Genomic DNA, 21466 nt, shown 5'->3' on the forward strand with positions numbered 1-21466 from the left:
TCCCTTCCCTCCCCTACCTCCTCTCTCCCTCCCCACCCCCTACTACCCCCGGCACCCTGCTCCTTGCTCCCCCCCCCCTCCCCCCCCCCCCCCCCCCGCCACTGTCAGTACTTGGGGCCGATGTGGGCGTCCATGAGGGCGACGGAGTCCTTGCGGGCGACGGAGATGTTGGTGGCACCGGTCGGCCGGGCCGCGGCCTTCCACTGGACGCCGACGGCGTCGAGGGTGGCGGTGAACAGGCCGATGATGTCGGTCGAGGTGTTGGTGAAGAAGTAACGCGGGTACTCGTAGCGCTTCTTGACGCCGCCGACCGTTCGCGTCGTCCAGTTGGTGATGCGGCAGCCGTCGGAGTGGATCAGGCCGCGCAGGAACTCCCACGGATGGGCGTCGACGATCTCCTGCTGCCAGGGTTCCAGGGCTATGGTGCGTTCGTGCTTCTTGCCGGGACCGTGTTGGGGGAAGTGGCAGGTCAGGTGATTCGAGTAGAGCTTGACGTCGTGACAGCCGGTCCGTCGGACTCTGCAGGGCTTGTTCCTGGGAAAGACCAGGCGCATGGCGTTTTCGACGGAGTCGGTGATTCCCGGCCAGTGATCGTCACAGGTGATCTGAAGGCTCTGCGTCCTGCGGTACTCGTTGGGGAGCAGGATGTGGCCGTCGCCGAGGTAGAGGCCGAGTAGGTAGGAGTAGGCGCCGCGGTCCAGGTCGTCGCCGTAGCAGTGCATGCACGCGGAACGCTTGCGGCCGGGGAGCTGATGGCGTTTGGCGAGGTCTTGATGCTTCCACCAGGAGACCGTGCCAGGAGAGACCCGGAGTCGTCGGGCGACATCGGCATTGCGTACACCTCGACGGAGGAGGTGTACGGCTTGTTCGCGCACAGAGGGAGACGTCATGTGCGTCAGATTGGAACTCGACAGGCCGGACTGTGGACCCTTTGGATGTGATCCACTAGATGAGGTGAATTTCCCTAAGCCTGGGAATACGAGAAAAATTATGGTGCCGAGTGTGGGATTCGAACCCACACGCCCTTTCGAGCAATCGCTTTTGAGGCGATCGTGTCTGCCCTTCCACCAACCCGGCAAGTTCGCGCCCGTGAAGGATACCCTGTGAGCGCTGTTGGGCGCAGCTAGGTACCCTCGTGCATGCAGTACCCCGCCGGAACTAGGAGCCCCGTGAGCACCGCCGACGAGCAGGCACAGCCGCTTGAGACCGATTCGCCCCAGATCACCCGGATTGTGATCGCCGAGGATGAGGCGCTGATCCGCCTTGACCTCAAGGAGATGCTCGAAGAGGAGGGGTACACCGTCGTCGGTGAGGCCGGGGACGGGGCTACGGCGGTGAAGCTGGTGGAGGAGCTTCGGCCGGACCTCGCGATCTTCGATGTGAAGATGCCGGTGCTGGACGGGCTCTCCGCCGCCGAGCAGATCCACGAGAAGCACCTGGCGCCGGTTCTGATGCTGACGGCGTTCTCGCAGCGGGAGCTGGTGGACCGGGCGCGGGACGCCGGGGCGATGGCGTACATCGTGAAGCCGTTCAGCAAGGCGGATCTGGTGCCGGCGATCGAGATGGCGGTGTCGCGGTACACCGAGATGCGCACGCTGGAGGAGGAGATCGCGGATCTCACCCAGCGGCTGGAGACCCGGAAGCTGGTGGACCGGGCGAAGGGCGTGCTGCAGACGAAGTTCGGGCTGAACGAGCCGGCGGCGTTCCGGTGGATCCAGAAGACGTCGATGGACCGTCGGATGACGATGGCCGCGGTGGCCGAGGCGGTCATCGAGGAGGGCGCGGCCCAGGACCGCAAGAAGGCGGACGAGGACGCGTCCGAGTAGACGGATGCGAGGAGGGCCCGGCAGATCTCATCTGCCGGGCCCTTCGTGCGTGGAGGCGTGGAGGCGTGGATACGTGGAGGCGTCAGTCCTCGCCGAGGTAGGCCTTGCGGACGGATTCGTCGTGCAGGAGGTCGGCGCCCGTCCCGGAGAGGACGATGCGGCCGGTTTCCATGACGTAGCCGCGGTCGGAGAGGGAGAGGGCGGCCTGGGCGTTCTGTTCGACGAGCAGGATGGTCGTGCCGGCGGCCTTGAGTTCGATGATGGTCGCCATGATCTTCTGCATCATCAGCGGTGACAGGCCCATGGACGGCTCGTCGAGCATGAGCAGTTTGGGCTGGGACATCAGGGCCCGTCCCATGGCGAGCATCTGCTGTTCGCCGCCGGAGAGGGTGCCGGCGGCCTGGCGGCGGCGTTCGCCGAGGATGGGGAAGAGGTCGTAGGCGCGGTCGACGTCGGCGGTGATGCCGGCGGTGTCGGTGCGCAGGAAGGCGCCGAGGAGGAGGTTCTCCTCGATGGTCATGCGGGGGAAGATGTGCCGGCCTTCGGGGGAGTGGGCGAGGCCGAGGGCGACGATCTTGTGGGCGGGGACGGTGCTGAGGTCCTGGCCGTCGAAGGCGATGCGTCCGGCGGTGGGTTTGAGGAGCCCGGAGAGGGTGCGCAGGGTGGTGGTCTTGCCGGCGCCGTTGGTGCCGATGAGGGTGGTGACCTCGCCCTGGTTGACGGTGAAGCTGATGCCCTTGACGGCTTCGATCTTGCCGTAGGCGACGCGGAGGTCCTCGACCTCGAGGAGTGCGGTCACTGGTCGGTCTCCGTAACGGTCTCCGCGACTGCGGGGGTGGTGCCTTCGAGCGGGGCGCCGAGGTAGGCGGTGATGACGCGTTCGTCGTTCTGGACGGTTTCGCGGTCGCCTTCGACGATCTTCTGGCCCTGGACGAGGACGGCGGTGCGGTCGCAGAGGTTGAAGATGAAGCGCATGTCGTGCTCGATGACGAGGATCGAGACGCCCTGGTCGCGGATGGCGAAGACGAGTTCCTCGGCGGCGCGGGTCTCCTGGGGGTTCATGCCGGCGGTGGGTTCGTCGAGCAGGAGGAGGCCGGGGTCGGAGGCGAGGGCGCGGGCGATCTCCAGCTTGCGCTGTTCGCCGTAGGGGAGGTTGCGGGCGAGGTGGTCGGCCTTGTCGGCGAGGCCGGTGAAGGCGAGGAGTTCCATGGCCTTCTCGCGGCTCTCGGCTTCGGCGCGGTGGTAGCCGGGGCCGCGGAGGATGGCGGAGAAGATGCCTTCCTTGGTGCGGGTGTGGCGGCCGACGAGGACGTTCTCCAGGACGGTCATGTTGGCGAAGAGCCGGATGTTCTGGAAGGTGCGGGCGACGCCGGCCTGGGTGACGAGGTGGGGCTTGGGCGGCAGGAGGGTGCCGCGGTAGCGGACGGCGCCCTCGGTGGGGACGTAGAGGCCGGTGAGGCAGTTGAAGAAGGTGGTCTTGCCGGCGCCGTTGGGGCCGATGAGACCGATGATCTCGCCTTCGCCGACGGTGAGGCTGACGTCGTTGACGGCGGTGAGGCCGCCGAAGCGCATGGTGACGCCGGTGACTTCGAGCAGGGGTGTGGCGGTGGTGGTCATCTGGGTGGTCACGCCCCTGCCTTGGTGAGTGCGGCGCCGTCGCCGGCGGGCTGGGCCGGGATGGCGGCCTCGTGGAACTCCAGTTGGCGGCGCCGGTTGGGGATGAGGCCTTCGGGGCGGACGCGCATCAGGATGATCAGGGCGGCGCCGAAGGCGAGCAGCTGGTAGTCGGAGAGGAATTCGAGCTTCTTGGGGATGAGGAAGAGGAGGGTGGCGCCGGCGAGGGGCCCGCTGATGGTGCCCATGCCGCCGAGGATGACGGCGGCGAGCAGGAACGCGGAGTTGGGCGGGAGGGCCTCGGCGAAGGTGTACTGGTCGGGGGTGACGGTGTAGCTGACGTGGGCCTGGACGGTGCCGGCGAGGCCGGCGAGGCAGGCGCCGAGGGCGAAGGCGAGGAGCTTGAGGCGGAAGCCGTTGATGCCCATGGCTTCGGCGGCGGTCTCGTCCTCGCGGATGGCGACCCAGGCGCGGCCGATGCGGGAGTTGCCGACCCGGGCGAAGACGAGCACGACCAGGGCGGTGACGAGGAGCATCAGCAGGTAGTAGTTGGAGAAGCGGCCGAGTTCGATGCCGGCGACGGTGTGCGGCTTGCCGAGGTCGAAGCCGAGGATCTCCAGGTCGGGGATCCGGGGGATGCCGTTGGAGCCGTTGGTGACCTTGGGGCCGGTGGTGCCGTTGAGGTTGAGCATGGTGATGCGGAAGATCTCGCCGAAGCCGAGGGTGACGATGGCGAGGTAGTCGCCGCGCAGGCGCAGTGTGGGGGCGCCGATGAGGACGCCGAAGACCATGGAGACGGCGGCGCCGGTGAGCATCGCGGCCCAGAACGGGAACTGGACGTGGATGGGGGAGGCGGGGGAGCCGGAGACCAGGGCGGCGGCGTAGGCGCCGACGCCGAGGAAGGCGACGTAGCCGAGGTCGAGCAGGCCGGCGAGGCCGACGACGATGTTGAGGCCGAGGGCGACGGTGGCGAAGATCAGGATGTTGGTGGCGACGGAGGTGTACTGGTCGCTCGTCTGGGTGAAGGGGAAGCTGGCGGCGGCGGCGAAGGCGGCGCCGGTGGTGACGGGGCGGTGCTTGACGGTCAGGGCGCGCAGCCGGGCGAGCAGGCCGGACCGGGTGAGGGCGGGGACGACGAGGGCGGCGAGCAGCAGGTAGCCGATGAAGAGTTCGCCGTACTCGGTGTCGATGCCGAAGGTGATCGCGAACAGTCCGAGGCCGAAGGCCAGAACGATGGTCAGGACTTCGGCCCAGGAGGGGAGTTGGCGCGGCGCGGGCAGGGGCCGGTCGACGGTGCCCAGGCGCAGCCAGGTGTGGGCGAGGTGGCCGAGCTGGAGGAGCAGGACGACGCCGGCGGCGATGGCGAGGGCGCCCGCGAGGGCGGTCATCACGGGGGCGACGGGCTGGTCGCCGGGGATGGCGTGGGCGGCGAACCAGCCGGCGGGGGCGACGGGGACGAGCAGGAAGAGGCGCCTGTCGAGGATGCGCAGCGGGACGCGGGTGCGGCGGTCGAGGGGCAGGCCGAGGGCGCCGATGACGGTGAGGAGGCCGCCGGCGGCGAGGATCCAGCCGCCGGCTTCGAGGTTGGCGAGGCCGCCGAGTTCGGTGGCGATGGCGGCGACGGAGAAGACGCTGACGGCGAGGGCGCCGGTGGCGGCGTAGAGGACGGCGTTGTGGCTGCGGCTGGGGGCGGCCCAGCGCAGGCCGGGGGTGCTGTGGGTGGCGAGGAGCAGGAGGAGGGTGAGGAGTCCGGCGGCGAGGGCGAGCCATTGCAGGCCGGCGGGGGAGCCGGTGTAGGTGAGGTCGCCGGGGAAGTCGGAGGTCCAGGTCCAGGGGAGGGCGGCGGAGGCGGCGGTGGTGAGGGCGCCGAGGCCGGTGAGGGCGGTGGCGGCGCGGGCCGGCAGGGGGATGACCGGGGTGGTTTCGGTGGTGGTGGTCATGGTGGTCACGCCCTGTCCGCGACGCGCTCGCCGAGCAGGCCCTGGGGCCGGACGAGGAGCACGAGGATGAGGAGTACGAAGGCCCAGACGTCCTTCCAGGCGCCGCCTCCGAAGAGGTGCATGCCGGGCAGGTGCTGGATGTAGCCGGTGGCGAGGCTTTCGGCGAGGCCGAGGGCGATGCCGCCGAGCATGGCTCCGTAGATGTTGCCGATGCCGCCGAGGACGGCGGCGGTGAAGGCCTTGAGGCCGAGGATGAAGCCCATGCGGAAGTCGACCTGGCCGCTGCGCAGTCCGTAGGCGACGGCGGCGACGGCGGCGAACGCGGCGCCGATGGCGAAGGCCATGACGATGATGCGGTCGGTGTCGATGCCCATGAGCTTGGCGGTGTCGGGGTCCTGGCTGGTGGCCTGCATGGCGCGGCCGGAGCGGGTGCGGGTGACGAACCAGCCGAGGGCGAGCATGCACAGCGGGGCGGCGATGAGCAGGAAGAGGTCGCTGCGCTGGATGGTGACGGATCCGAGGCTGAAGGGGTCGCCGGGGATCTTGGGGAAGACCCGGGCCTTCTTGGCGTCGGGGTAGAAGGAGAAGACGAGTTGCTGGAGGAAGATGGACAGCCCGATCGCGGTGATGAGGGGGGCGAGTCGGGGGGCGTTGCGCAGGGGCCGGTAGGCGAAGCGCTCGGCGGCGACGGCGGTGAGGGTGGAGACCAGGATGCCGGCGATCAGCATGAGCGGCAGGGCCAGCCACAGGGTGGTGCCGCCGGGGAGGGCGAGGTAGGCGGTCAGGGCGCCGAAGCCGCCGACCATGACGATCTCGCCGTGGGCGAAGTTGATGAGCTGGACGATGCCGTAGACCATCGTGTAGCCGATCGCGACGAGTCCGTAGAGGGCGCCGAGGATCAGGCCGTTGGCCAGCTGCTGCGGTAGGTCGTGCACCGCTGGGCCTCCGTAGTGCGTTCGGGGTGTCCGTGTGGGTGGTGGATGTGGGGGCGCGCGGGGGCACTCGTGGCGCCCCCGCGCGCTGTGCTGCTGGAAGGTGGTGCGGCCGGTTCAGTCGTTGGGGCTCAGCCGGTGAGATCTGAGCCGCTGAGGGCTGAGCCGTTGGAGGTTCAGCCGCTGAAGGTGCCGGTCTTCTCCACGGTCCACTTGCCGTCCTTGACGGTGTAGACGGTGAGTTGCTTGTTGGTGGTGTCGCCGAACTCGTCGAAGGAGACCTTGCCGGTGACGCCGTCGAAGGAGACCTTCTGGACGGCGTCGACGACGGCGGCGCGCGGGTTGGCGGGCAGCTTGCCGTTGTTGGCGGCGGCGACGGCCTTGACGGCCTGGATGATGGCCCAGCCGCTGTCGTAGGAGTAGCCGCCGTAGGTCTCGTAGGGGTCCTTGTAGCCGGCGGCCTTGTAGTCGGCGATGAACTTGGCGGCGGTGGGGAGTTGTTCGACGGCGCCGCCGACGGCGGTGGCGTAGTCGCCGGCGCTCTTGGGGTTGAGCTTGATGAAGTCGGCGCTCTGCATGCCGTCGCCGCCCATCAGCGGGATGTTGACGCCGGCGTCCTTGAGCTGGAGGGAGAGCGGGCCGGCGGCGGGGTACTCGCCGCCGTAGTAGACGGCTTCGGCGCCGGAGGTCTTGACCTTGGTGACGATGGCGGAGAAGTCGCGGTCGTCGGGGTTGACGTGCTCCTCGCCGACGATGTTGCCGCCCTGCTTGGTGAATTCGGCCTTGAAGGTGGCGGCGAGGCCGGCGCCGTAGGTCTTCTGGTCGTCGATGAGGAAGACCTTGGACTTCTTGGCGTCCTTGGCGAGGAACTGGGCGGCGAAGGGGCCCTGGACGGCGTCGGTGGTGGCGGTGCGGAAGTAGGTCTTGAAGGGGCGCTTCTTCTCGCCGGTGACCCACTTCTCGCCCTGGCTGAGGGCGACGCCGGTGTTGGCGGGGGAGATCTCGACGAGGTTGGCGTCGTTGAAGATCTGCTGCATCGACTGGGCGACGCTGGAGTTGAGCGGGCCGACGACGCCGAGGACGCTGTTGTCGGCGACGAGTTGGGTGGCGTTCTGCTGGCCGGGGCCGGGCTTGGCGGTGTCGTCCAGGGCCTTGACCTGGAACTTGACGCCGGGGACCTCGTTCTGTTCGTTGGCCTTCTTGACCGCGAGGTCGACGGAGTTGCGGATGCCGATGCCGATGGCGGAGAGGTCGCCGGTGAGCGGGGCGTCGATGCCGATGGTGACGGTGGTGGTGGTGGAGCCGCTGTTGCCGCTGCCTCCGTCGGCGGACTTCTTGTCGTCGCGGGAGCCGCACGCGCTGAGGCTCAGGGCGCCGATCACGGCAATGCTCACGACAATTGCGGAACGGTGACGCACGAGGGTCCCCTTCGGTTCGGGAGGCGCCGCGCCTGAGTTGGCGGGAGCCGGGATGCGCGGAGGGCCGGGCCCAATCCGTTGGCGCGGTGACTGGCCGTGACTCTAGATGCCTCTGGGCGACTCGGGCAGTGGTGTGGCGAGGCTGTGATTCTCTTGTTATGAGCACACAGAGCAGTTGTCTCAGCATGTGGTCGTTTTGGCGCGACCGATCCGCCGATGTAGGGCGTTTAGGGGCTGTTGGGGCGATGTAAGGGCCAGAAATGGGGGTTGCAGCTGGCCTGGTCGATAGTCGGACGCCCGTGTCCGATTCACTTGTTCCGGTCATGCTCATCCGGATTTCGGACAACGAGGGCATGGCGAAGGAACTCCGGGCTGCCTGCGGGCCTCGGAGCGGGTCATTGCTCGGATTTCCTACTTGTTACGCAGCGTTACCTGCGCGGATTCCGGGCATGCTGCCGCGTCGGCCGCGCCCGGACATGCCGCCGCCCCCTTGTCCAGACCAACGCCTGCCCAGGGTGGCGGAAGGTCAAACAAGGGGGCGGCCAAGGGATTTGATGGACCGTCGGCACCGGGAAGGGTCCCGGTGCGGGGTCAGAGGTCGCGCAGCATGCAGGTCAGCCGGCAACTGGTGACCCGCTTGCCGGTGTCGTCGGTGATCGCGATCTCGTACGTGGCGGCGGTGCGGCCCTTGAACACCGCCGTCGCCACCCCGGTGACCAGTCCGGAGGTGGCCGAGCGGTGGTGGGTGGCGTTGAGGTCCACCCCGACCGCGTACCGGCCGGGGCCCGCGTGCAGCATCGCGCCGATCGAGCCCAGCGTCTCGGCCAGCGCCGCCGACGCGCCGCCGTGCAGCAGCCCGTACGGCTGCTGGTTGCCCTCCACCGGCATGGTGCCGACCACCCGGTCGCCGGAGGCCTCGACGATCCGGATGCCGAGCTTCTCGCCGAGGGCGCCGCCGGAGAAGGTCTGCGGATCGACGCCGAGCTTGGCGAAGTGGTCCAGCACGTCCTGCGGGACCTTCAGGACGGGGGCCGCGTCGGGGGCCGCGTCGGTCATGGGGAACTCCTGCCGCTCGGGGATCGTCATCGTGCTGCCTGTGATCGTACGACCGTCCTACTCGGCGGTAGCGGCCGTGTCCGGGGCCGGGGCGCGTCAACGGGCGCCCCGGGCGCCCCGGGCGCCGCGGCCCCGCCGCCCGCGCCCCGCGTCCGACCGGCACGGCGCTCGATCGGCACGGCGCCCCTTTTGTCGGTGCCGGGCCATAGGATCGGTGGCCGGTAGTGGAATCGGCAGGAACGGGACGTTGACGTGGCTACGCAGAGTACGGACAAGGGCGCGACGGGTGGCGGCGGGGCCGGCCCGCGGCCCCGGCTGATGCTGCTCGACGGGCACTCGATGGCCTACCGGGCCTTCTACGCCCTGCCCGTGGAGAACTTCAACACCTCCACCGGCCAGCCCACCAACGCGGTCTACGGCTTCGCCTCGATGCTCGCCAACACCGTCCGGGACGAGCAGCCCACCCACCTCGCCGTCGCCTTCGACCTCTCCCGGCAGACCTTCCGCTCCGTCGAGTTCCCCGACTACAAGGCCAACCGCGCCAAGACGCCGGACGAGTTCCGCAGCCAGGTCCCCCTGATCGGCGAACTGCTCGACGCGATGAACGTCCCCCGGCTGACGGCCGAGGGCTTCGAGGCCGACGACATCATCGCCACCCTGGCCACCGCCGCCGAGGCGGCCGGCTACGACGTCGACATCGTCACCGGCGACCGCGACTCCCTCCAGCTGGTCACCGACCACATCACCGTCCTCTACCCGACCAAGGGCGTCTCCGAGCTCACCCGCTACACCCCGGAGAAGGTCGCCGAGAAGTACGGCGTCACCCCGCGCCAGTACCCGGACCTCGCCGCCCTGCGCGGCGACCCGTCCGACAACCTGCCCGGCATCCCCGGCGTCGGCGAGAAGACCGCCGCCAAGTGGGTCAACCAGTTCGGCTCCTTCGACGAACTCGTCTCCCGCGCCGACGAGGTGAAGGGCAAGATCGGCGAAAAGCTGCGCGAACACCTCGACTCGGTCAAGCGCAACCGCGTCCTCACCGAGCTCGTCCGCGACGTCGAACTCCCGCTCGGCGTCGGCGACCTGGCCCGCGCGCCGTTCGACAAGGCCGCCGTCGGCACGCTGATGGAGTCGCTGGAGTTCCGCAACGCCAACTTCCGCGACCGCGTCCACGGCATCGACCCGGCTGCCGGCGAGGAGGAGGCCGCGGCCGAACTCGCCCCCGGCGTCGAGGTCGACGGCGAACTGCTCACCGACCCGGGCACGCTGGCCGGCTGGCTGCGCGAGCACGCCGCCGACACCAAGGCCCCCGTCGCCCTCGCCGCCGTCTACCAGTGGGCGCTCGGCACCGGCGAGGTCGCCGAAGTCGCCCTGGCCGCAGGGGAAGCCGCCGCCTGGTTCGACCCGGCGCAGCTCGCCGAGGAGGACGAGCGGGCCTTCGCCGCCTGGCTCGCCGACCCGGCCGCCCCCAAGGCCCTGCACATCGCCAAGCAGGTCATGCGGGCCTTCGCCGAGCGCGGCTGGGCCATCGAGGGCGTCGTCGCCGACACCGCCCTCGCCGCCTACCTGGAGAAGCCCGGCCGCCGCACCTTCACCCTGGAGGTGCTCGCCGAGGAGTACCTGGCCCGCTCGCTCACCCCCGCCCCCGCCGCCGAGGACGGCCAACTCGCCTTCGACGCCCCGGAGGAGGACCCGGCGGCCGGCGCCCAGGCGCTCATGCTCCAGGCCCGCGCCGTCCTCGACCTCGCCGCGCTCTTCGACACCCGCCTCGCCGAGGTCGGCGCCACCGGGCTGCTGCGCGACATGGAGCTGCCGATCGCCGCCCTGCTGGCCCGGATGGAGCGCACCGGCATCGCCGCCGACCGCCCCTGGCTCACCAGCCTGGAGGCGCAGTTCGCCACCGAGATCCAGCGCGTGGTCGAGGAGGCGCACGCCGCCGCCGGGCGCGAGTTCAACCTCGGCTCGCCCAAGCAGCTCCAGGAGATCCTCTTCGGCGAGCTCGCCCTCCCCAAGACCAAGAAGATCAAGACCGGCTACACCACCGACGCCGACGCGCTCACCTGGCTCGCCACCCAGACCGACAACGAACTGCCGGTCATCCTGCTGCGCCACCGCGACCAGGCCAAGCTGCGCACCACCGTCGAGGGCCTGCTCAAGACGGTCTCGCCCAAGGGCCGCATCCACACCACCTTCAACCAGATGGTCGCCGCCACCGGTCGGCTCTCCTCGCAGGACCCGAACCTGCAGAACATCCCCGTCCGCACCGAGGAGGGCCGCGCCATCCGCCGCGCCTTCGTCGTCGGCGAGGACTACGAGTCGCTGCTCACCGCCGACTACTCGCAGATCGAACTGCGCATCATGGCCCACCTCTCCGAGGACGAGGCCCTGTTGGAGGCCTTCGCCACCGGCGAGGACCTGCACACCACCGTCGCCTCCCAGGTCTTCGAGGTCCCGGGCACCGCGGTGGACGCCGAGATGCGCCGCAAGATCAAGGCGATGTCCTACGGCCTCGCCTACGGGCTGTCCGCGTACGGGCTCTCGCAGCAGCTCGGCATCAAGCCCGGCGAGGCCCAGGGCCTGATGGACACCTACTTCGAGCGCTTCGGCGGCGTCCGCGACTACCTGCGCCGGGTCGTCGACGAGGCCCGCGCCACCGGCTACACCGAGACGCTGCTCGGCCGCCGCCGCTACCTGCCGGACCTCAACAGCGACAACCGCCAGCGCCGCGAGATGGCGGAGCGGATGGCCCTCAACGCCCCGATCCAGGGCTCGGCCGCCGACATCGTCAAGATCGCCATGCTGCGGGTGGACGAGGCGCTGCGCGCCGCCGGCCTCACCTCCCGGATGCTGCTCCAGGTGCACGACGAAATCGTGCTGGAGCTGACCCCGGGCGAGCGCGAGCAGGTCGAGGCGATCGTCCGTGAGCAGATGGCCGGCGCCTACCCGCTGCGCGCCCCGCTGGACGTCTCGGTGGGCGTCGGCGCCAACTGGGAGGCCGCCGCGCACTGATCCGCCGGCGCGGTACTCGGGGGTGCGGTACTCGGGGGTGCGGTACTCGGCGGGCCCGGACACGGCTGGTGTCCGGGCCCGCCGCTACGCTCCCGCGGTCCGTCGCGCAGCGGGCGCGGCACGTAACGGAGCCGTGGGGAGCGGAGGATGGTGCAGAGCCCCTTGGTGATCCAGAATGGTTCGATGGTCACGCTTGAGACTCCGCGTCTGATCCTGCGTCGCTGGCGCGAGGAGGACGTTGCGCCCATGGCCGCCGTCAATGCCGACCCCGAGGTCATGCGGTGGATCCGTGACGGCAGCGTCCGTGACGAACAGCAGACCCGCGGCGGGATCCAGGCCTGGGAGAGCGAGTGGGAGGCGCAGGGCTTCGGCCTGTTCGCCGTGGAGATCCGGTCCACGGGCGAGCTGGCCGGGTTCACCGGCCTCTCGGTCCCCGGCTTCCTGCCGGAGGTACTGCCGGCGGTCGAGGTCGGCTGGCGGCTGGGACGTTCCCACTGGGGGCGGGGCTTGGCCACCGAGGCTGCTGCGGCCGCCGTGCGGTTCGGGTTCGAGGAGCGAGGGCTGGAGCGGATCGTCAGCATCACCCAGGTGGGGAACGACGCCTCCGAACGGATCATGACCAAACTGGGGATGAGGCTGGCCCGTGAGACCGTCAGTCCCGCCGGCGGTCGGCGAGTGCGGGTGTTCGCGTTGTCGTCGGACCAGTACGCCGCAACAACCACTCGGCCCTGAGCGTGGCCACCTGCTCGGCGGTCCCGCCGGTGCCAGGGGGTCAGCTGCTCACCGTCTCCGCTGCGTCGGCTACGTCCGCTGCGTCCGCTGCGTCGGCTACGTCCGCTACGTCGGCTACGTTCGCGCGGTGCAGGAACGCCTCGACGAGGCGGTCGGTGAAAGCCTCGTCCACGGGTTCCGCCGTCACCAGGACGCGGTGGTAGAGCGGCCCCACGAGTTGGTCGATCTCCGCCGCCATGTCGAGTCCGGCGGCGAGCTGGCCGCGTTCCACCGCGCGTTCCAGCGGGAGCCGGTCGCGTCGGCGCTGTTCGTCGAGGTACCCGGACCGCAGGGCGGCGGCGAACGCGGGATCGTGCTGGGCGTGCCCGATGAGGGCCTTGAAGACGGCGCCCGCGTCGGACCGGGTGAGGAACAGGGCCAGTTGGCGCAGGTGGGCGCGTAGGTCCGGGGCCAGGTCGCCGTGGTCCGGCGGGGTCAGGGCTTCGGCCGCGTCCTGGAGGAAGGCGTCCAGGAGGATGTCGGTCTTGGTCTTCCACCAGCGGTAGACGGTCTGCTTGGCGACGCCCGCCCGGGCGGCGATGCCCTCGATGGTGACGCCGGTGAAGCCCTTCTCGACCAGAAGGTCGTCGGCCGCCTCCAGTACTGCCTGCCGGGCCTGTTCGCTGCGGCCGTGCCGGTTGCCGTGGTGGCGTGCCGCCGGCTGTGGCCCGGCCGCCGCGACGGCCGTACTTCCTCGTTCCATGTCTGCCTCCTGGGGCCAGGGTAGGCCAGAACCACTAGACGCAACGCAACGGTGCGTCTAGTCTAGGTCCATGACACCCACCAACACCCTCGAAGACCCCCGCGTCGCCACCGCCCTCGACCGGATGTTCCGGCATGCCGAGCAGGACGAGGCGACCAGCAAGCGGATCCGGGCGGCATGGCCCCAGGGCTCCGCGCCCCTCGGCCCGCAGGAGCAGGCCGACGCCAACGCCGAGGTGTACATGCCGATCTCCGCCCAGGGCGGCCGCCTCCTCTACAACCTGATCCGGGCCACCCGCCCCGCCACCGTCGTCGAGTTCGGCACGTCCTTCGGCATCTCCACGCTCCATCTCGCCGCCGCGGTGCGCGACAACGGGACGGGCCGGGTGATCAGTACGGAACTGAGCGCCGCCAAGGCCGCGGCCGCCCGCCGGACGTTCGCCGAGACGGGACTGGACGACCTGATCACCGTCCTCGAAGGAGACGCCCGCGACACCCTCGCCGCAGTCGCCGGCTCCGCGGACTTCGTCCTCCTCGACGGCTGGAAGGACCTGTGCCTGCCCGTCCTGCGACTCCTCGAACCCCGCCTCGCGCCCGGCACCCTCGTCGTCGCCGACGACGTCGACCTGGAAGCCCTCGCGCCCTACCTCGACTACGTCCGCGACCCCCGCAACGGCTACCAGAGCGTCACGTTCCCCGTGGAGGACGGAATGGAGATCAGCTGCCGCCTCTAGACCCGTGTGGCGTCGTGATCAGGCGTGGGTATCGCCTTCTTCGTGGGGGCGGAACCCGGCAGGACACCGGTCGTGACGCGTGGGCAACTCACGAATGCCCAGCGCAAGTTCATCGGGCCGCCCCTGCCGATCGGCAGGCACGGCCCGCACCCCGACGGTTGCGGGAGCAGAGCAGCTCCGGCCGGGCCGGTGGCGGGGGGGAGCGCAGGAAGTCGGCGGGGCCGACTTCTGGTGCAGGGGGGCTGGGCGGCGGCGTGGTGATGCGGCCGGTGGCGGCCCAGGACCGGACGGCCGGTCGGGCGGAGGAGCCGAAGGCTTCGACGAGCAGGACGTGGAGCAGCAGTCCGGCGGCCGTGGCGAACAGGAGGGGGGGAGGAGTCCCGGTCGTAGCCGGCCAGGTCGATCAAGCGGTACCTCCGGACGGACGGGACTCCGTCAGATCGCCGGGGGCGAGGAACCGGCGGACGTCCGAGGCGAGGCCGGCCAGCTGTTCCCCGGCCTCCAGGCACGTGGTGACCGAGGCCTCCCAGGGGGCGTCCCGGCCGATCCGCGGGCGGACGGTCCAGGTGAGGCCGACGTGGCCCCCCGGGCGGAAGACGGCCCGGAGGGCGAGGCGGTGGGTGTGCCAGGTGCGCTCCGCCTCCCAGCCCCGGTAATCGGCGGCCAACTCGTCGAGGAAGTCGGCCGGATGGTCCGGGCCCCAGGCCCAGGCGATGACCGAGTCGAGCCGGGCCCGGAGGCCTTCGGCGTGCAGTTCCACGGCGAAGCCGGTGCCGTGCTCGTCCGGGAAGTGGCGGTCGGTGAGCCTGACCCGGGTGGCCGGGTCGTTGCGGCAGCGGACGTCGACGGCCGGCGCGTCGGTGGGGTCGGCGGGGGCGGTGCCCTGGTCGTTCATCCGCCGGACGATAGGCGGCGCGGTGCCGGAAGGCATCGTGATTTCGGCCCGGTGCGATCGAGTGGGCGGAGCCGGTCGCCGTCGGCCGACGGCCGGCGGCCCGGAGGGGCGACCTCGGAAAAGGACGCGCGCCGCTGTGCCCGGCCAGGCGATCATGGCTGCCATGACGGATGCAACCGGAGCGGAGCCGTTGGGCGTGTGCCTCGTGGCCAATGTCGCTCAGGAGACCGGTCACGGCGAAGGCGGGTCGGAGATCCGCGAGGGGCTGCGGCACTTCGCGCCGGGGGCGAAGGTGTGGATCGCGCCGCCGGCCTGGGGCGACGGCGGTGACTGCGTCATCGTGGCCGGACGTCATCGGGGCAACAGCCGTCGCTACGTGCGGATCGTGATCAGGAGTCGGTTCCTGGTGAACTTCCGGGTCCATGCCGTCTACAGCCCGGCGCTGGTGCGTGCGTTGACGGAGGCGGGACCCGGCGAGGAGAAGGATTTCGGCGCCCGTTTCCTGTGGGACCCGGAGCAGGCGGAGAGCTGGGCGCGATCCCGGAACACGCCGAGGACGGGCTGAGACCGGGCTGAGGGCGGCCTGAGGGCGGCGAAGCCGGCGCGCCGGTGGGGCGGCGCGCCGGGAACACCTCCGGGTCAGCCCGCGAGGTGCTCCAGGAGCAGCGGCACGATCCGCTCGGCGTCGGCCTCCGGCAGCCAGTGGGTGGCGCCCTCCAGTGCGACGAACCGGTACGGGGCGCTGACGTGCTTGGCCGTCAGGTCGGCGGCGTCGCGGCCCAGGGCGCGGTCCTCGGTGCCCCAGACGAAGAGCGTGCGGACGGTGATCTCGCCGGCCGGCACCCGGAGTTCCTCGTTGATCGCCCGGTACCAGTTGAGCCCGGCCGTCAGCACGCCCGGCTCGGTCAGCCGTCGGACGTTGGACTCGGCCTGGTCCGTCGGCAGCGTGCCCTGGTAGATCGCGCGCAGCCTGGCCGCGTCGTCGGCCAGCATGGCCTGCTCGGCCACGTGCCCCGACAGGCGGAACTCCCTGATGTACCGGGAGCGTTCGCGCTGGTCGCTGTCGTTGTTGAGGGCCTCGTAGAGCGCCTCGGGGTGCGGGGTGGAGAGCACGGTCAGGCTGTGCAGCCGCTCCGGGTGGGTGGAGGCCAGCGCCCAGGCGACGAGGCCGCCCCAGTCGTGGGCGACCAGGTGGAAGCGTGGCGCGTCCAGGGCGTCGGCGAAGCCCAGCGCGTCCGCGACCAGCAACTCGACGGAGTAGTCCGCGATGTCCGCGGGGCGGGCGTCGGGGGAGTAGCCGCGCTGGTCCACCGCCACCGCGCGGTAGCCGGCCGCGGCCAGCGCGGTCAGCTCGGCACTCCAGCAGTCGGCGAACTCGGGGAACCCGTGCAGCAGCAGCACGAGCTCCCCGTCGGCGGGCCCGGCGGCCAGCCCGTCGAAGGTGTGCCGGCCGACGGTCAGACGGACGGCGCTGGGCAGGGGTGAGGACATGGTCAGCTCCTGTTGGTAGTACGTCAACAGAACGATCACATCACAGGGTTGGGTGGGCGAACGCGGCGGCCGGCCGCGGCGGGCGGTGCGGTGGTCGACGCCGGTGCTCGCCCTTGGCGCGAGGGCCCATGCATAGGAAGTCGGCGGGGCCGACTTCCTGCGTCCAGCTCGGCCCGTCGCTGTCGACGATCACGCGCGCTGGGTCACCGCCTTCGAGGTCCCGGGCGAGGAGTGGAGCGGCGATCACAGCCGTGGATGCATGGCAGGCTGCCTTGCATGGTGACCAGTGATGCGTCGTGGGCCGATGACGGGATGTTGGCGGTGTGTCCCGAGCTGACGGATACCGAACTCAACGAGCTGTTCAGCGCGTCGTGGCCGGATCACAAGCCGACCTCCTTCGCGCCGATACTGGCCCGCAGCCTGGCTTGGATCGCGGCGCGCCGGGGGAACCGGCTGGTCGGATTCGTCAACGTCGTCGGCGACGGAGGTGTGCACGCCTTCGTCCTGGACACCACCGTGCACCCGGATGAGCGCGGGCAGGGGCTCGGGACCCGGCTGGTGAGGGCGGCCGCCGACGAGGCGAGGGCACGCGGTGCCCAGTGGCTGCACGTCGACTACGAACCGCACCTGGAGTCCTTCTACGGCCAGTGCGGATTCCGGCCGACCGCCGCCGGGCTCATGCGGCTCTGAACGGGCCGCCTCCGTAGGTCCAATGGGTGCCGTCGTCCGTGGCTGCCGGTGCGGGCAGGCCGCCACGGTTGAACTCGGCGATCCCGGATACGACCCGGTGGGGTACGGCAAAGTCCGTAAGCACAGTTCAGTCCCGGTCGGGCAGGCTCCCCGGCGAACAGGAAGTCGTCGGCGGTGGCATCCATCAGAAGTTCGTCGCAAGGATGACTGGGCGGCCTGAAGCGGTGGATGATCGACGAGGATCGTTGCCATGACCTACGTGATCGAAGCTGCTCGTCCGGGCGACTCCGCGCAGCTGGGGCCGTTGCTGCTGAGGGCTTGGCTGCAGACATACCCCAACCCGGAGGTGGGGATCGACGAGGACTGGATCCGTGAGCATCGCGGCTCGTCAGCTACCACGGAAGGCATCAACCAGTGGCGGGAGTTCATCGAGACAGCGAACCAGGAGCCGGATCTGCTGTTCTGCCGTGTTCTCCGTTCTGAAACCGAGATCGTGGGCGTTCTCTGCGGGCGCCGCGGCGAGGTGGTCACTCTCGGACCGATGTATCTGCTGGAACACGTCCAGGGCCAGGGGCTCGGTGGCCGCATGATGACCGAGTTCCTCACCTGGGCCGGAGCCGCACCCATATGCCTATGGGCCACCGACTACAACGACAGCGCGGTCCGCTTCTACCAGCGCCACGGATTCAAGGCCACGGGTGAGCGAGAGTTCTGGCAAGGAAGGCTGCCCAACCTCCGTATGACCCGCGAGGTCGCACCCGGCATCAACAGCTGAGCTACCCGCGTTGGCAGCAACTGCCTCGAAGGCCAGCTGCGGGAGAACCCACACCACGGGCTCGTGGGTGGGGCGAAAACAGACTCGACGGCCCGCCGCCCGAAGGGGCGGCGGGCCGTCCCGTGGACTGCTGCTGCTTCGTGAACATCCACGGTCCTCAAGATCGTCAACTGCTGCTCAAACCGGCAGACAAACGCTACTGCTAGAAGTGAACGAAGCCAGGGCGGTGTGCGGCAGATGGGTTCTGCGGGGCGCGCAGGAAGTCGGGTGGGTCGACTTCCTGTGTTCATGGGTGGGTTGTGTGGGTGGCTTGGGCTTGGGCTTGGGCGCGGTTTCGGCAGTGGGTGAGGGCGTGCGTGATGCGGGGGTCGGGGGTGGTGGTGGTGAGGAGTTCGCCGGCGGTGGTGAGGGTGGTCCAGTAGTGGGTGGGGTTGCCGGTGGTGGGGTGGGGGTGGGTGGTGGTGAGGGAGAGGTAGGCGGTGGTGAGGTTGCCGGTGGTGAACCAGCGGGTGAGGCCGTGTTGGTGGCCGGCGCGGATGTTGCCGTGGGCGTCGATGGCGGTGGTGAGGAGTTCGATGACGGCGAGGTCGCGGTTGTCGGGGGTTTTGGGGATGTCGAAGACGCCGAGGGCTTCGAGGAGTTCGCCGGTGTCGTTCTCGGTGCCGGGGCGGGGTGTGGCGAGGAGGGCGTCGTAGCAGTCGTTGAGGCGGCGTTGGGTTTCGGCGGCGGGGATGCCGAGGGCGGTGCAGACGGCGCGGGCGGATCGGAGGGGTTCGCGGGTGTGGCGGGCGAGGGTGGCGTAGGTGTCGGCGGGGGTGGAGCCGGTGTCGAACAGGTGGCGGGCGGTGAGGGGGAGTCGCATGGTGGGCACCTGTTCAGACGGTGAGGAGGGTGGCGGGCGTGGGTGCGGGGGCGATCGTGAGGTGGGCCGCCGGGCGAGGTGGCAGCGGAGCTGCTCCTTTTCCCAGCGGCCTCCTCCCGAACCCGCCGTGCTTCTTTCGTCGCAACGGGCTCTCCAGTGACTGCCGTGAACTCAGCTTTCGCGGCCGGCGTGGATGCCGCCATGGCAAGTTGCGCAGACCACAAGGGTCTTGCGTCGTTTCTTCACCATGAGGGCAGCCCAGCCGGGTTGTTCCCTGCCCGGCCGGTCGAGGTCGGCGAGCTTGCGGATCTGGTGGACCTGGACCTTCTCGGCCCGCCCGCACAACTCGCACTCCCCGGCCAGCAGCCGTCCGACCAACTCGCGTCGGTGCGGGTGGCGTTGATGGGTAGGGTCGCGATCCAGAAGGGTCGCGTGTTGCTGCCGCCGGAGCGGAATGCCACCGAACTGTGCGACCAGCGGTTTCCTGCCTGCGTCCCGGGTGATGCTCGCCTGGATGCACTTGCGCGGCCCGGCCGGAGTCTCGATGGTGACCTTGTACTTGCGGGCCATCTTCGACATGGTCGAGCGGTGCTTGTTCGCCAGGGAGCACAGCAGCGAGGACTGCATGACCCAGTGCAACCGGTCCAGCCGAAAGACGTCACCGGCCAGCAGGTAGTAGTTCACGATTCCGCGGTACTTGGCGCCGTAGATATTGACGATGGTGTAGTCGTCGAAGTTGTACATCGCGGGCAGACGCGCGGGTTTTCCGCGCGCCATGTACGGAGCACAGTGGGCCTTGATCACGTCTTTCGGGACGTGCAGTTGAACGGTTCCGTTGGTCGAGCGGCGTTGCCGCCTTTTCCCCTTCTTCCGTTCTGATCTGCGGTCGTCCCGACTGACATTGATCTCGTAGCCAAGGAACCTCGCCGCGCTGGTCCGGGCGTGGGTGACCAGCGTTTTTTCCCGGGACAGTTCCAGCTTGAGATCGTCGCGCAGGAACTGTGCCAAGCGATGCTTGATTTCCTCGGCTTCGGCTTTTGGCCCGGTGAACCCGATCAGGGTGTCGTCGGCGTATCGCACGTAGCGAAGGCGACGATATCCCGGGTCGGACGTGTCCTGACTCGGGAGGCCGTGCAGTCGTTTGCGCAGGGCGCGCGCTTCTGTACGGTCGCCGCGTTTGCGTGCGCGCTGGAGTGCCGCCTCGACCCTGCGGTACTCAGGGTGCCTCGCCCTGAGCTTTCCGCGAGTGTATTCCGGCATGATGACTGTCTCGATGAATCTGTCCAGCTTGTGCAGGTAAATATTGGACAGGAGGGGCGACAGGACGCCGCCTTGTGGAGTGCCGCTCATGGTGGCGTTCCATTTCCAGTCCTCCAGGTATCCGGCTCTGAGCATGTTCCGCACGAGCCGCAGGAACCTGTTGTCATGAATGTTCTCGCCCAAGGATTCGAGCATCACTCGGTGGTCGAGCGAGTCGAAGCACTGTGCGATGTCACCTTCGATGAACCAGGTTGTCCCCGTCCACGTGCGTGCCACGGAGCTGAGTGCGGTGTGGCAGCCGCGGCGGGGGCGGAAACCATGGGAGTGGTCGGAGAACCGGGGCTCGTAGTACGCCTCCAGCAGGAGGCGCATCACCTCGCCGACCAACTTGTCCGTCCATGACGGCAGGCCCAGCGGCCTTCTTTTCCCGTTCTTTTTCGGGATGAAGGTCCGCTTGACCGGCTTGAACCGGAAGCGCTCGTGGCGCAGCACATCGATGATGCGTCCGATCTTCGCGAGTGACATGCCATCTGGGGTTTCCCCTGTCGCCCCGGGAGTCATCGCCCCCTTGTTGGAGTAGATGCGCCCGTAGGCCATGAGATACAACTGCGGGTTGAACATCTGTCGGTACAGCTCATCACATGGCAGGTTCCGCCTGCCTCGTTCACGGAGGACACCAAGTACCGTCTCGGCGCTCTGCATTTCGCATACCTCTCGGTCTCGTTGATGCCTCGCCACCTGTGTCCCTTCGCCCTGTGGACGGCTTTCCCGTCCTCCCTGGCAGGTCGTTACTCCTGCGACTACTACGGACACTCCGTCGCCATGGGGCTCGCGCCCTTTAGGCGATCCTCTGTTCGTCCTGGTTGTACGTGCTAGCGCGACTTAGGTGCCCCACTCATCTCCTTGAATGTCCTCATTGGACATCGCTCCCCTCCCCGGAGTTGCATCGGCCGGCACAAATAGCCGTCGCAGGAAGTGGCGCCGGTTTCGGGCATCTTTCCGGCGGACCCGTTTTTTGATCGACTGGAGATTGGGGTTCAGGCAATTCAGCTTTCACCATATCGCGCGGGTCGCTCGACGCACCGTCCCCAATGCCTGGACCCGGCCGCCGATTTTCTGGCATGCTACGGTCCCCTTCGTCTTTCGACTCCAGGTAAGCCATCCGACCCAGGAATATCCTCCGAATTCCTCCCGGCTGAACCGGGAATACAACCAGGCGCTTTCAGAGCGCACAGCGCCCAGACGAATTTGCCGACGCCGCCGGCGCGGGGGCAGCAGCCCCATTTCTCGGCGAGTTCGTTGACGAGGAGGACGCCGCGTCCGTGTTCGTCGTCGGGCGTGGGGGTGTGGAGTGAGGGGCGGCCGGTGCCGGCGTCGTGGACTTCGAGGCGGAGCCGGTGGTCGCCGGTGAGGGCGAAGCTGACTTCGATGAGGCGGTCGGTGGGGGCGTCGGCGGTGTGTTGGACGGCGTTGGCGAAGAGTTCGCCGAGGAGG

At 69.4% G+C, this 21466-nt stretch carries 20 protein-coding genes and 1 tRNA gene; 7 read left to right on the plus strand and 14 right to left on the minus strand.

What is annotated here, in order from left to right; genetic code table 11:
- Positions 1 to 104: 104 nt before the first annotated feature.
- Both ACFVX9_RS20780 and ACFVX9_RS20785 read right to left on the minus strand, forming a co-directional pair.
- On the minus strand, positions 105 to 890 hold the full coding sequence (locus ACFVX9_RS20780; protein ID WP_387982904.1) for a helix-turn-helix domain-containing protein: 786 nt from the start codon (positions 888 to 890) through the stop codon (positions 105 to 107).
- A 101-nt stretch (positions 891 to 991) separates the two neighbouring features.
- Positions 992 to 1077 (minus strand) — tRNA-Leu (locus ACFVX9_RS20785).
- A gap of 92 nt (positions 1078 to 1169) precedes the next feature.
- On the opposite strand from ACFVX9_RS20785, the gene ACFVX9_RS20790 reads away from it, so the two are divergent.
- The gene (locus ACFVX9_RS20790; protein WP_063347151.1) at positions 1170 to 1826 is read left to right on the plus strand and encodes an ANTAR domain-containing response regulator; all 657 of its coding nucleotides are present in this window, start codon (positions 1170 to 1172) and stop codon (positions 1824 to 1826) included.
- An 82-nt stretch (positions 1827 to 1908) separates the two neighbouring features.
- Here the strand turns inward: ACFVX9_RS20790 and ACFVX9_RS20795 are convergent, their stop codons facing one another.
- From ACFVX9_RS20795 to ACFVX9_RS20820, 6 genes are all read right to left on the minus strand, one after another.
- A complete protein-coding gene (locus ACFVX9_RS20795) occupies positions 1909 to 2625 on the minus strand; it encodes an ABC transporter ATP-binding protein (protein WP_380378734.1) in 717 nt (238 codons plus the stop codon).
- A complete protein-coding gene (locus tag ACFVX9_RS20800; RefSeq protein ID WP_063351037.1) occupies positions 2622 to 3443 on the minus strand; it encodes an ABC transporter ATP-binding protein in 822 nt (273 codons plus the stop codon). The genes ACFVX9_RS20795 and ACFVX9_RS20800 overlap by 4 nt, the downstream gene beginning before the upstream one ends.
- An 8-nt stretch (positions 3444 to 3451) precedes the next feature.
- Entirely contained in the window at positions 3452 to 5380 is a 1929-nt protein-coding gene (locus tag ACFVX9_RS20805; protein WP_387982929.1) for a branched-chain amino acid ABC transporter permease, read from the minus strand.
- 5 nt (positions 5381 to 5385) lie between these two features.
- Positions 5386 to 6315: a branched-chain amino acid ABC transporter permease gene (locus ACFVX9_RS20810; RefSeq protein ID WP_063347149.1), complete on the minus strand. Its 930-nt coding sequence runs from the start codon at positions 6313 to 6315 to the stop codon at positions 5386 to 5388.
- Between the two features lie 173 nt (positions 6316 to 6488).
- Positions 6489 to 7730 carry a branched-chain amino acid ABC transporter substrate-binding protein gene (locus ACFVX9_RS20815; protein ID WP_387982906.1) on the minus strand — a complete coding sequence of 414 codons (1242 nt, stop codon included), beginning with the start codon at positions 7728 to 7730 and terminating at the stop codon, positions 6489 to 6491.
- A 591-nt stretch (positions 7731 to 8321) separates the two neighbouring features.
- Positions 8322 to 8786, minus strand: coding sequence for a hotdog fold thioesterase (locus tag ACFVX9_RS20820; protein ID WP_363368771.1), 465 nt, complete (start codon positions 8784 to 8786; stop codon positions 8322 to 8324).
- Positions 8787 to 9104: 318 nt separating this feature from the next.
- Between ACFVX9_RS20820 and polA the strand changes: the two genes are divergently transcribed.
- Both polA and ACFVX9_RS20830 read left to right on the plus strand, forming a co-directional pair.
- Complete coding sequence (gene polA, locus ACFVX9_RS20825; protein ID WP_387982931.1) at positions 9105 to 11792, plus strand: DNA polymerase I; 2688 nt, start codon at positions 9105 to 9107, stop codon at positions 11790 to 11792.
- A 183-nt stretch (positions 11793 to 11975) separates the two neighbouring features.
- A complete protein-coding gene (locus tag ACFVX9_RS20830) occupies positions 11976 to 12524 on the plus strand; it encodes a GNAT family N-acetyltransferase (RefSeq protein WP_387982933.1) in 549 nt (182 codons plus the stop codon).
- Positions 12525 to 12564: 40 nt separating this feature from the next.
- Here the strand turns inward: ACFVX9_RS20830 and ACFVX9_RS20835 are convergent, their stop codons facing one another.
- Positions 12565 to 13266: a TetR/AcrR family transcriptional regulator gene (locus ACFVX9_RS20835; RefSeq protein ID WP_387982907.1), complete on the minus strand. Its 702-nt coding sequence runs from the start codon at positions 13264 to 13266 to the stop codon at positions 12565 to 12567.
- 70 nt (positions 13267 to 13336) lie between these two features.
- On the opposite strand from ACFVX9_RS20835, the gene ACFVX9_RS20840 reads away from it, so the two are divergent.
- Positions 13337 to 13999, plus strand: a complete 663-nt coding sequence (locus tag ACFVX9_RS20840) for an O-methyltransferase (protein ID WP_387982909.1) — start codon at positions 13337 to 13339, stop codon at positions 13997 to 13999.
- Positions 14000 to 14402: 403 nt separating this feature from the next.
- Here the strand turns inward: ACFVX9_RS20840 and ACFVX9_RS20845 are convergent, their stop codons facing one another.
- The gene (locus ACFVX9_RS20845) at positions 14403 to 14894 is read right to left on the minus strand and encodes a DUF6228 family protein (protein WP_387982911.1); all 492 of its coding nucleotides are present in this window, start codon (positions 14892 to 14894) and stop codon (positions 14403 to 14405) included.
- Positions 14895 to 15057: 163 nt separating this feature from the next.
- Here ACFVX9_RS20845 and ACFVX9_RS20850 point away from each other — a divergent pair, with 163 nt between their 5' ends.
- The gene (locus ACFVX9_RS20850; RefSeq protein ID WP_387982913.1) at positions 15058 to 15459 is read left to right on the plus strand and encodes a hypothetical protein; all 402 of its coding nucleotides are present in this window, start codon (positions 15058 to 15060) and stop codon (positions 15457 to 15459) included.
- Positions 15460 to 15533: 74 nt separating this feature from the next.
- On the opposite strand, the gene ACFVX9_RS20855 is transcribed toward ACFVX9_RS20850, so the two are convergent.
- Positions 15534 to 16385 carry an alpha/beta fold hydrolase gene (locus ACFVX9_RS20855; RefSeq protein WP_387982914.1) on the minus strand — a complete coding sequence of 284 codons (852 nt, stop codon included), beginning with the start codon at positions 16383 to 16385 and terminating at the stop codon, positions 15534 to 15536.
- A gap of 276 nt (positions 16386 to 16661) precedes the next feature.
- Between ACFVX9_RS20855 and ACFVX9_RS20860 the strand changes: the two genes are divergently transcribed.
- The gene (locus ACFVX9_RS20860) at positions 16662 to 17075 is read left to right on the plus strand and encodes a GNAT family N-acetyltransferase (RefSeq protein WP_387982916.1); all 414 of its coding nucleotides are present in this window, start codon (positions 16662 to 16664) and stop codon (positions 17073 to 17075) included.
- Positions 17076 to 17325: 250 nt separating this feature from the next.
- Complete coding sequence (locus ACFVX9_RS20865) at positions 17326 to 17850, plus strand: GNAT family N-acetyltransferase (RefSeq protein ID WP_387982918.1); 525 nt, start codon at positions 17326 to 17328, stop codon at positions 17848 to 17850.
- A 286-nt stretch (positions 17851 to 18136) separates the two neighbouring features.
- On the opposite strand, the gene ACFVX9_RS20870 is transcribed toward ACFVX9_RS20865, so the two are convergent.
- The 3 genes from ACFVX9_RS20870 to ACFVX9_RS20880 form a co-directional block, all read right to left on the minus strand.
- Positions 18137 to 18712, minus strand: a complete 576-nt coding sequence (locus ACFVX9_RS20870) for a hypothetical protein (RefSeq protein WP_387982920.1) — start codon at positions 18710 to 18712, stop codon at positions 18137 to 18139.
- A gap of 171 nt (positions 18713 to 18883) precedes the next feature.
- Complete coding sequence (locus tag ACFVX9_RS20875) at positions 18884 to 20674, minus strand: reverse transcriptase domain-containing protein (RefSeq protein ID WP_387982921.1); 1791 nt, start codon at positions 20672 to 20674, stop codon at positions 18884 to 18886.
- Between the two features lie 422 nt (positions 20675 to 21096).
- Positions 21097 to 21466, minus strand: a 370-nt coding sequence (locus ACFVX9_RS20880; protein WP_387982923.1) for an ATP-binding protein, incomplete at its 5' end; no start/stop codon positions are given.

This window comes from Kitasatospora sp. NPDC058243 (assembly GCF_042882025.1).
Taxonomy (GTDB): domain Bacteria; phylum Actinomycetota; class Actinomycetes; order Streptomycetales; family Streptomycetaceae; genus Kitasatospora.

Bases quoted from the DNA above. Each gene is read 5' to 3' on its own strand.
- ACFVX9_RS20830 (WP_387982933.1), top strand. From the start codon at position 11,976: ATGGTCACGCTTGAGACTCCGCGTCTGATCCTGCGTCGCTGGCGCGAG.
- ACFVX9_RS20850 (WP_387982913.1), top strand. From the start codon at position 15,058: ATGACGGATGCAACCGGAGCGGAGCCGTTGGGCGTGTGCCTCGTGGCC.
- ACFVX9_RS20800 (WP_063351037.1), bottom strand. From the start codon at position 3,443: ATGACCACCACCGCCACACCCCTGCTCGAAGTCACCGGCGTCACCATG.
- ACFVX9_RS20870 (WP_387982920.1), bottom strand. From the start codon at position 18,712: ATGCGACTCCCCCTCACCGCCCGCCACCTGTTCGACACCGGCTCCACC.
- ACFVX9_RS20780 (WP_387982904.1), bottom strand. From the start codon at position 890: ATGACGTCTCCCTCTGTGCGCGAACAAGCCGTACACCTCCTCCGTCGA.
- ACFVX9_RS20865 (WP_387982918.1), top strand. From the start codon at position 17,326: ATGACCTACGTGATCGAAGCTGCTCGTCCGGGCGACTCCGCGCAGCTG.
- ACFVX9_RS20845 (WP_387982911.1), bottom strand. From the start codon at position 14,894: ATGAACGACCAGGGCACCGCCCCCGCCGACCCCACCGACGCGCCGGCC.
- ACFVX9_RS20840 (WP_387982909.1), top strand. From the start codon at position 13,337: ATGACACCCACCAACACCCTCGAAGACCCCCGCGTCGCCACCGCCCTC.
- ACFVX9_RS20855 (WP_387982914.1), bottom strand. From the start codon at position 16,385: ATGTCCTCACCCCTGCCCAGCGCCGTCCGTCTGACCGTCGGCCGGCAC.
- polA (WP_387982931.1), top strand. From the start codon at position 9,105: ATGCTGCTCGACGGGCACTCGATGGCCTACCGGGCCTTCTACGCCCTG.
- ACFVX9_RS20835 (WP_387982907.1), bottom strand. From the start codon at position 13,266: ATGGAACGAGGAAGTACGGCCGTCGCGGCGGCCGGGCCACAGCCGGCG.
- ACFVX9_RS20805 (WP_387982929.1), bottom strand. From the start codon at position 5,380: ATGACCACCACCACCGAAACCACCCCGGTCATCCCCCTGCCGGCCCGC.
- ACFVX9_RS20860 (WP_387982916.1), top strand. From the start codon at position 16,662: ATGGTGACCAGTGATGCGTCGTGGGCCGATGACGGGATGTTGGCGGTG.
- ACFVX9_RS20875 (WP_387982921.1), bottom strand. From the start codon at position 20,674: ATGCAGAGCGCCGAGACGGTACTTGGTGTCCTCCGTGAACGAGGCAGG.
- ACFVX9_RS20820 (WP_363368771.1), bottom strand. From the start codon at position 8,786: ATGACCGACGCGGCCCCCGACGCGGCCCCCGTCCTGAAGGTCCCGCAG.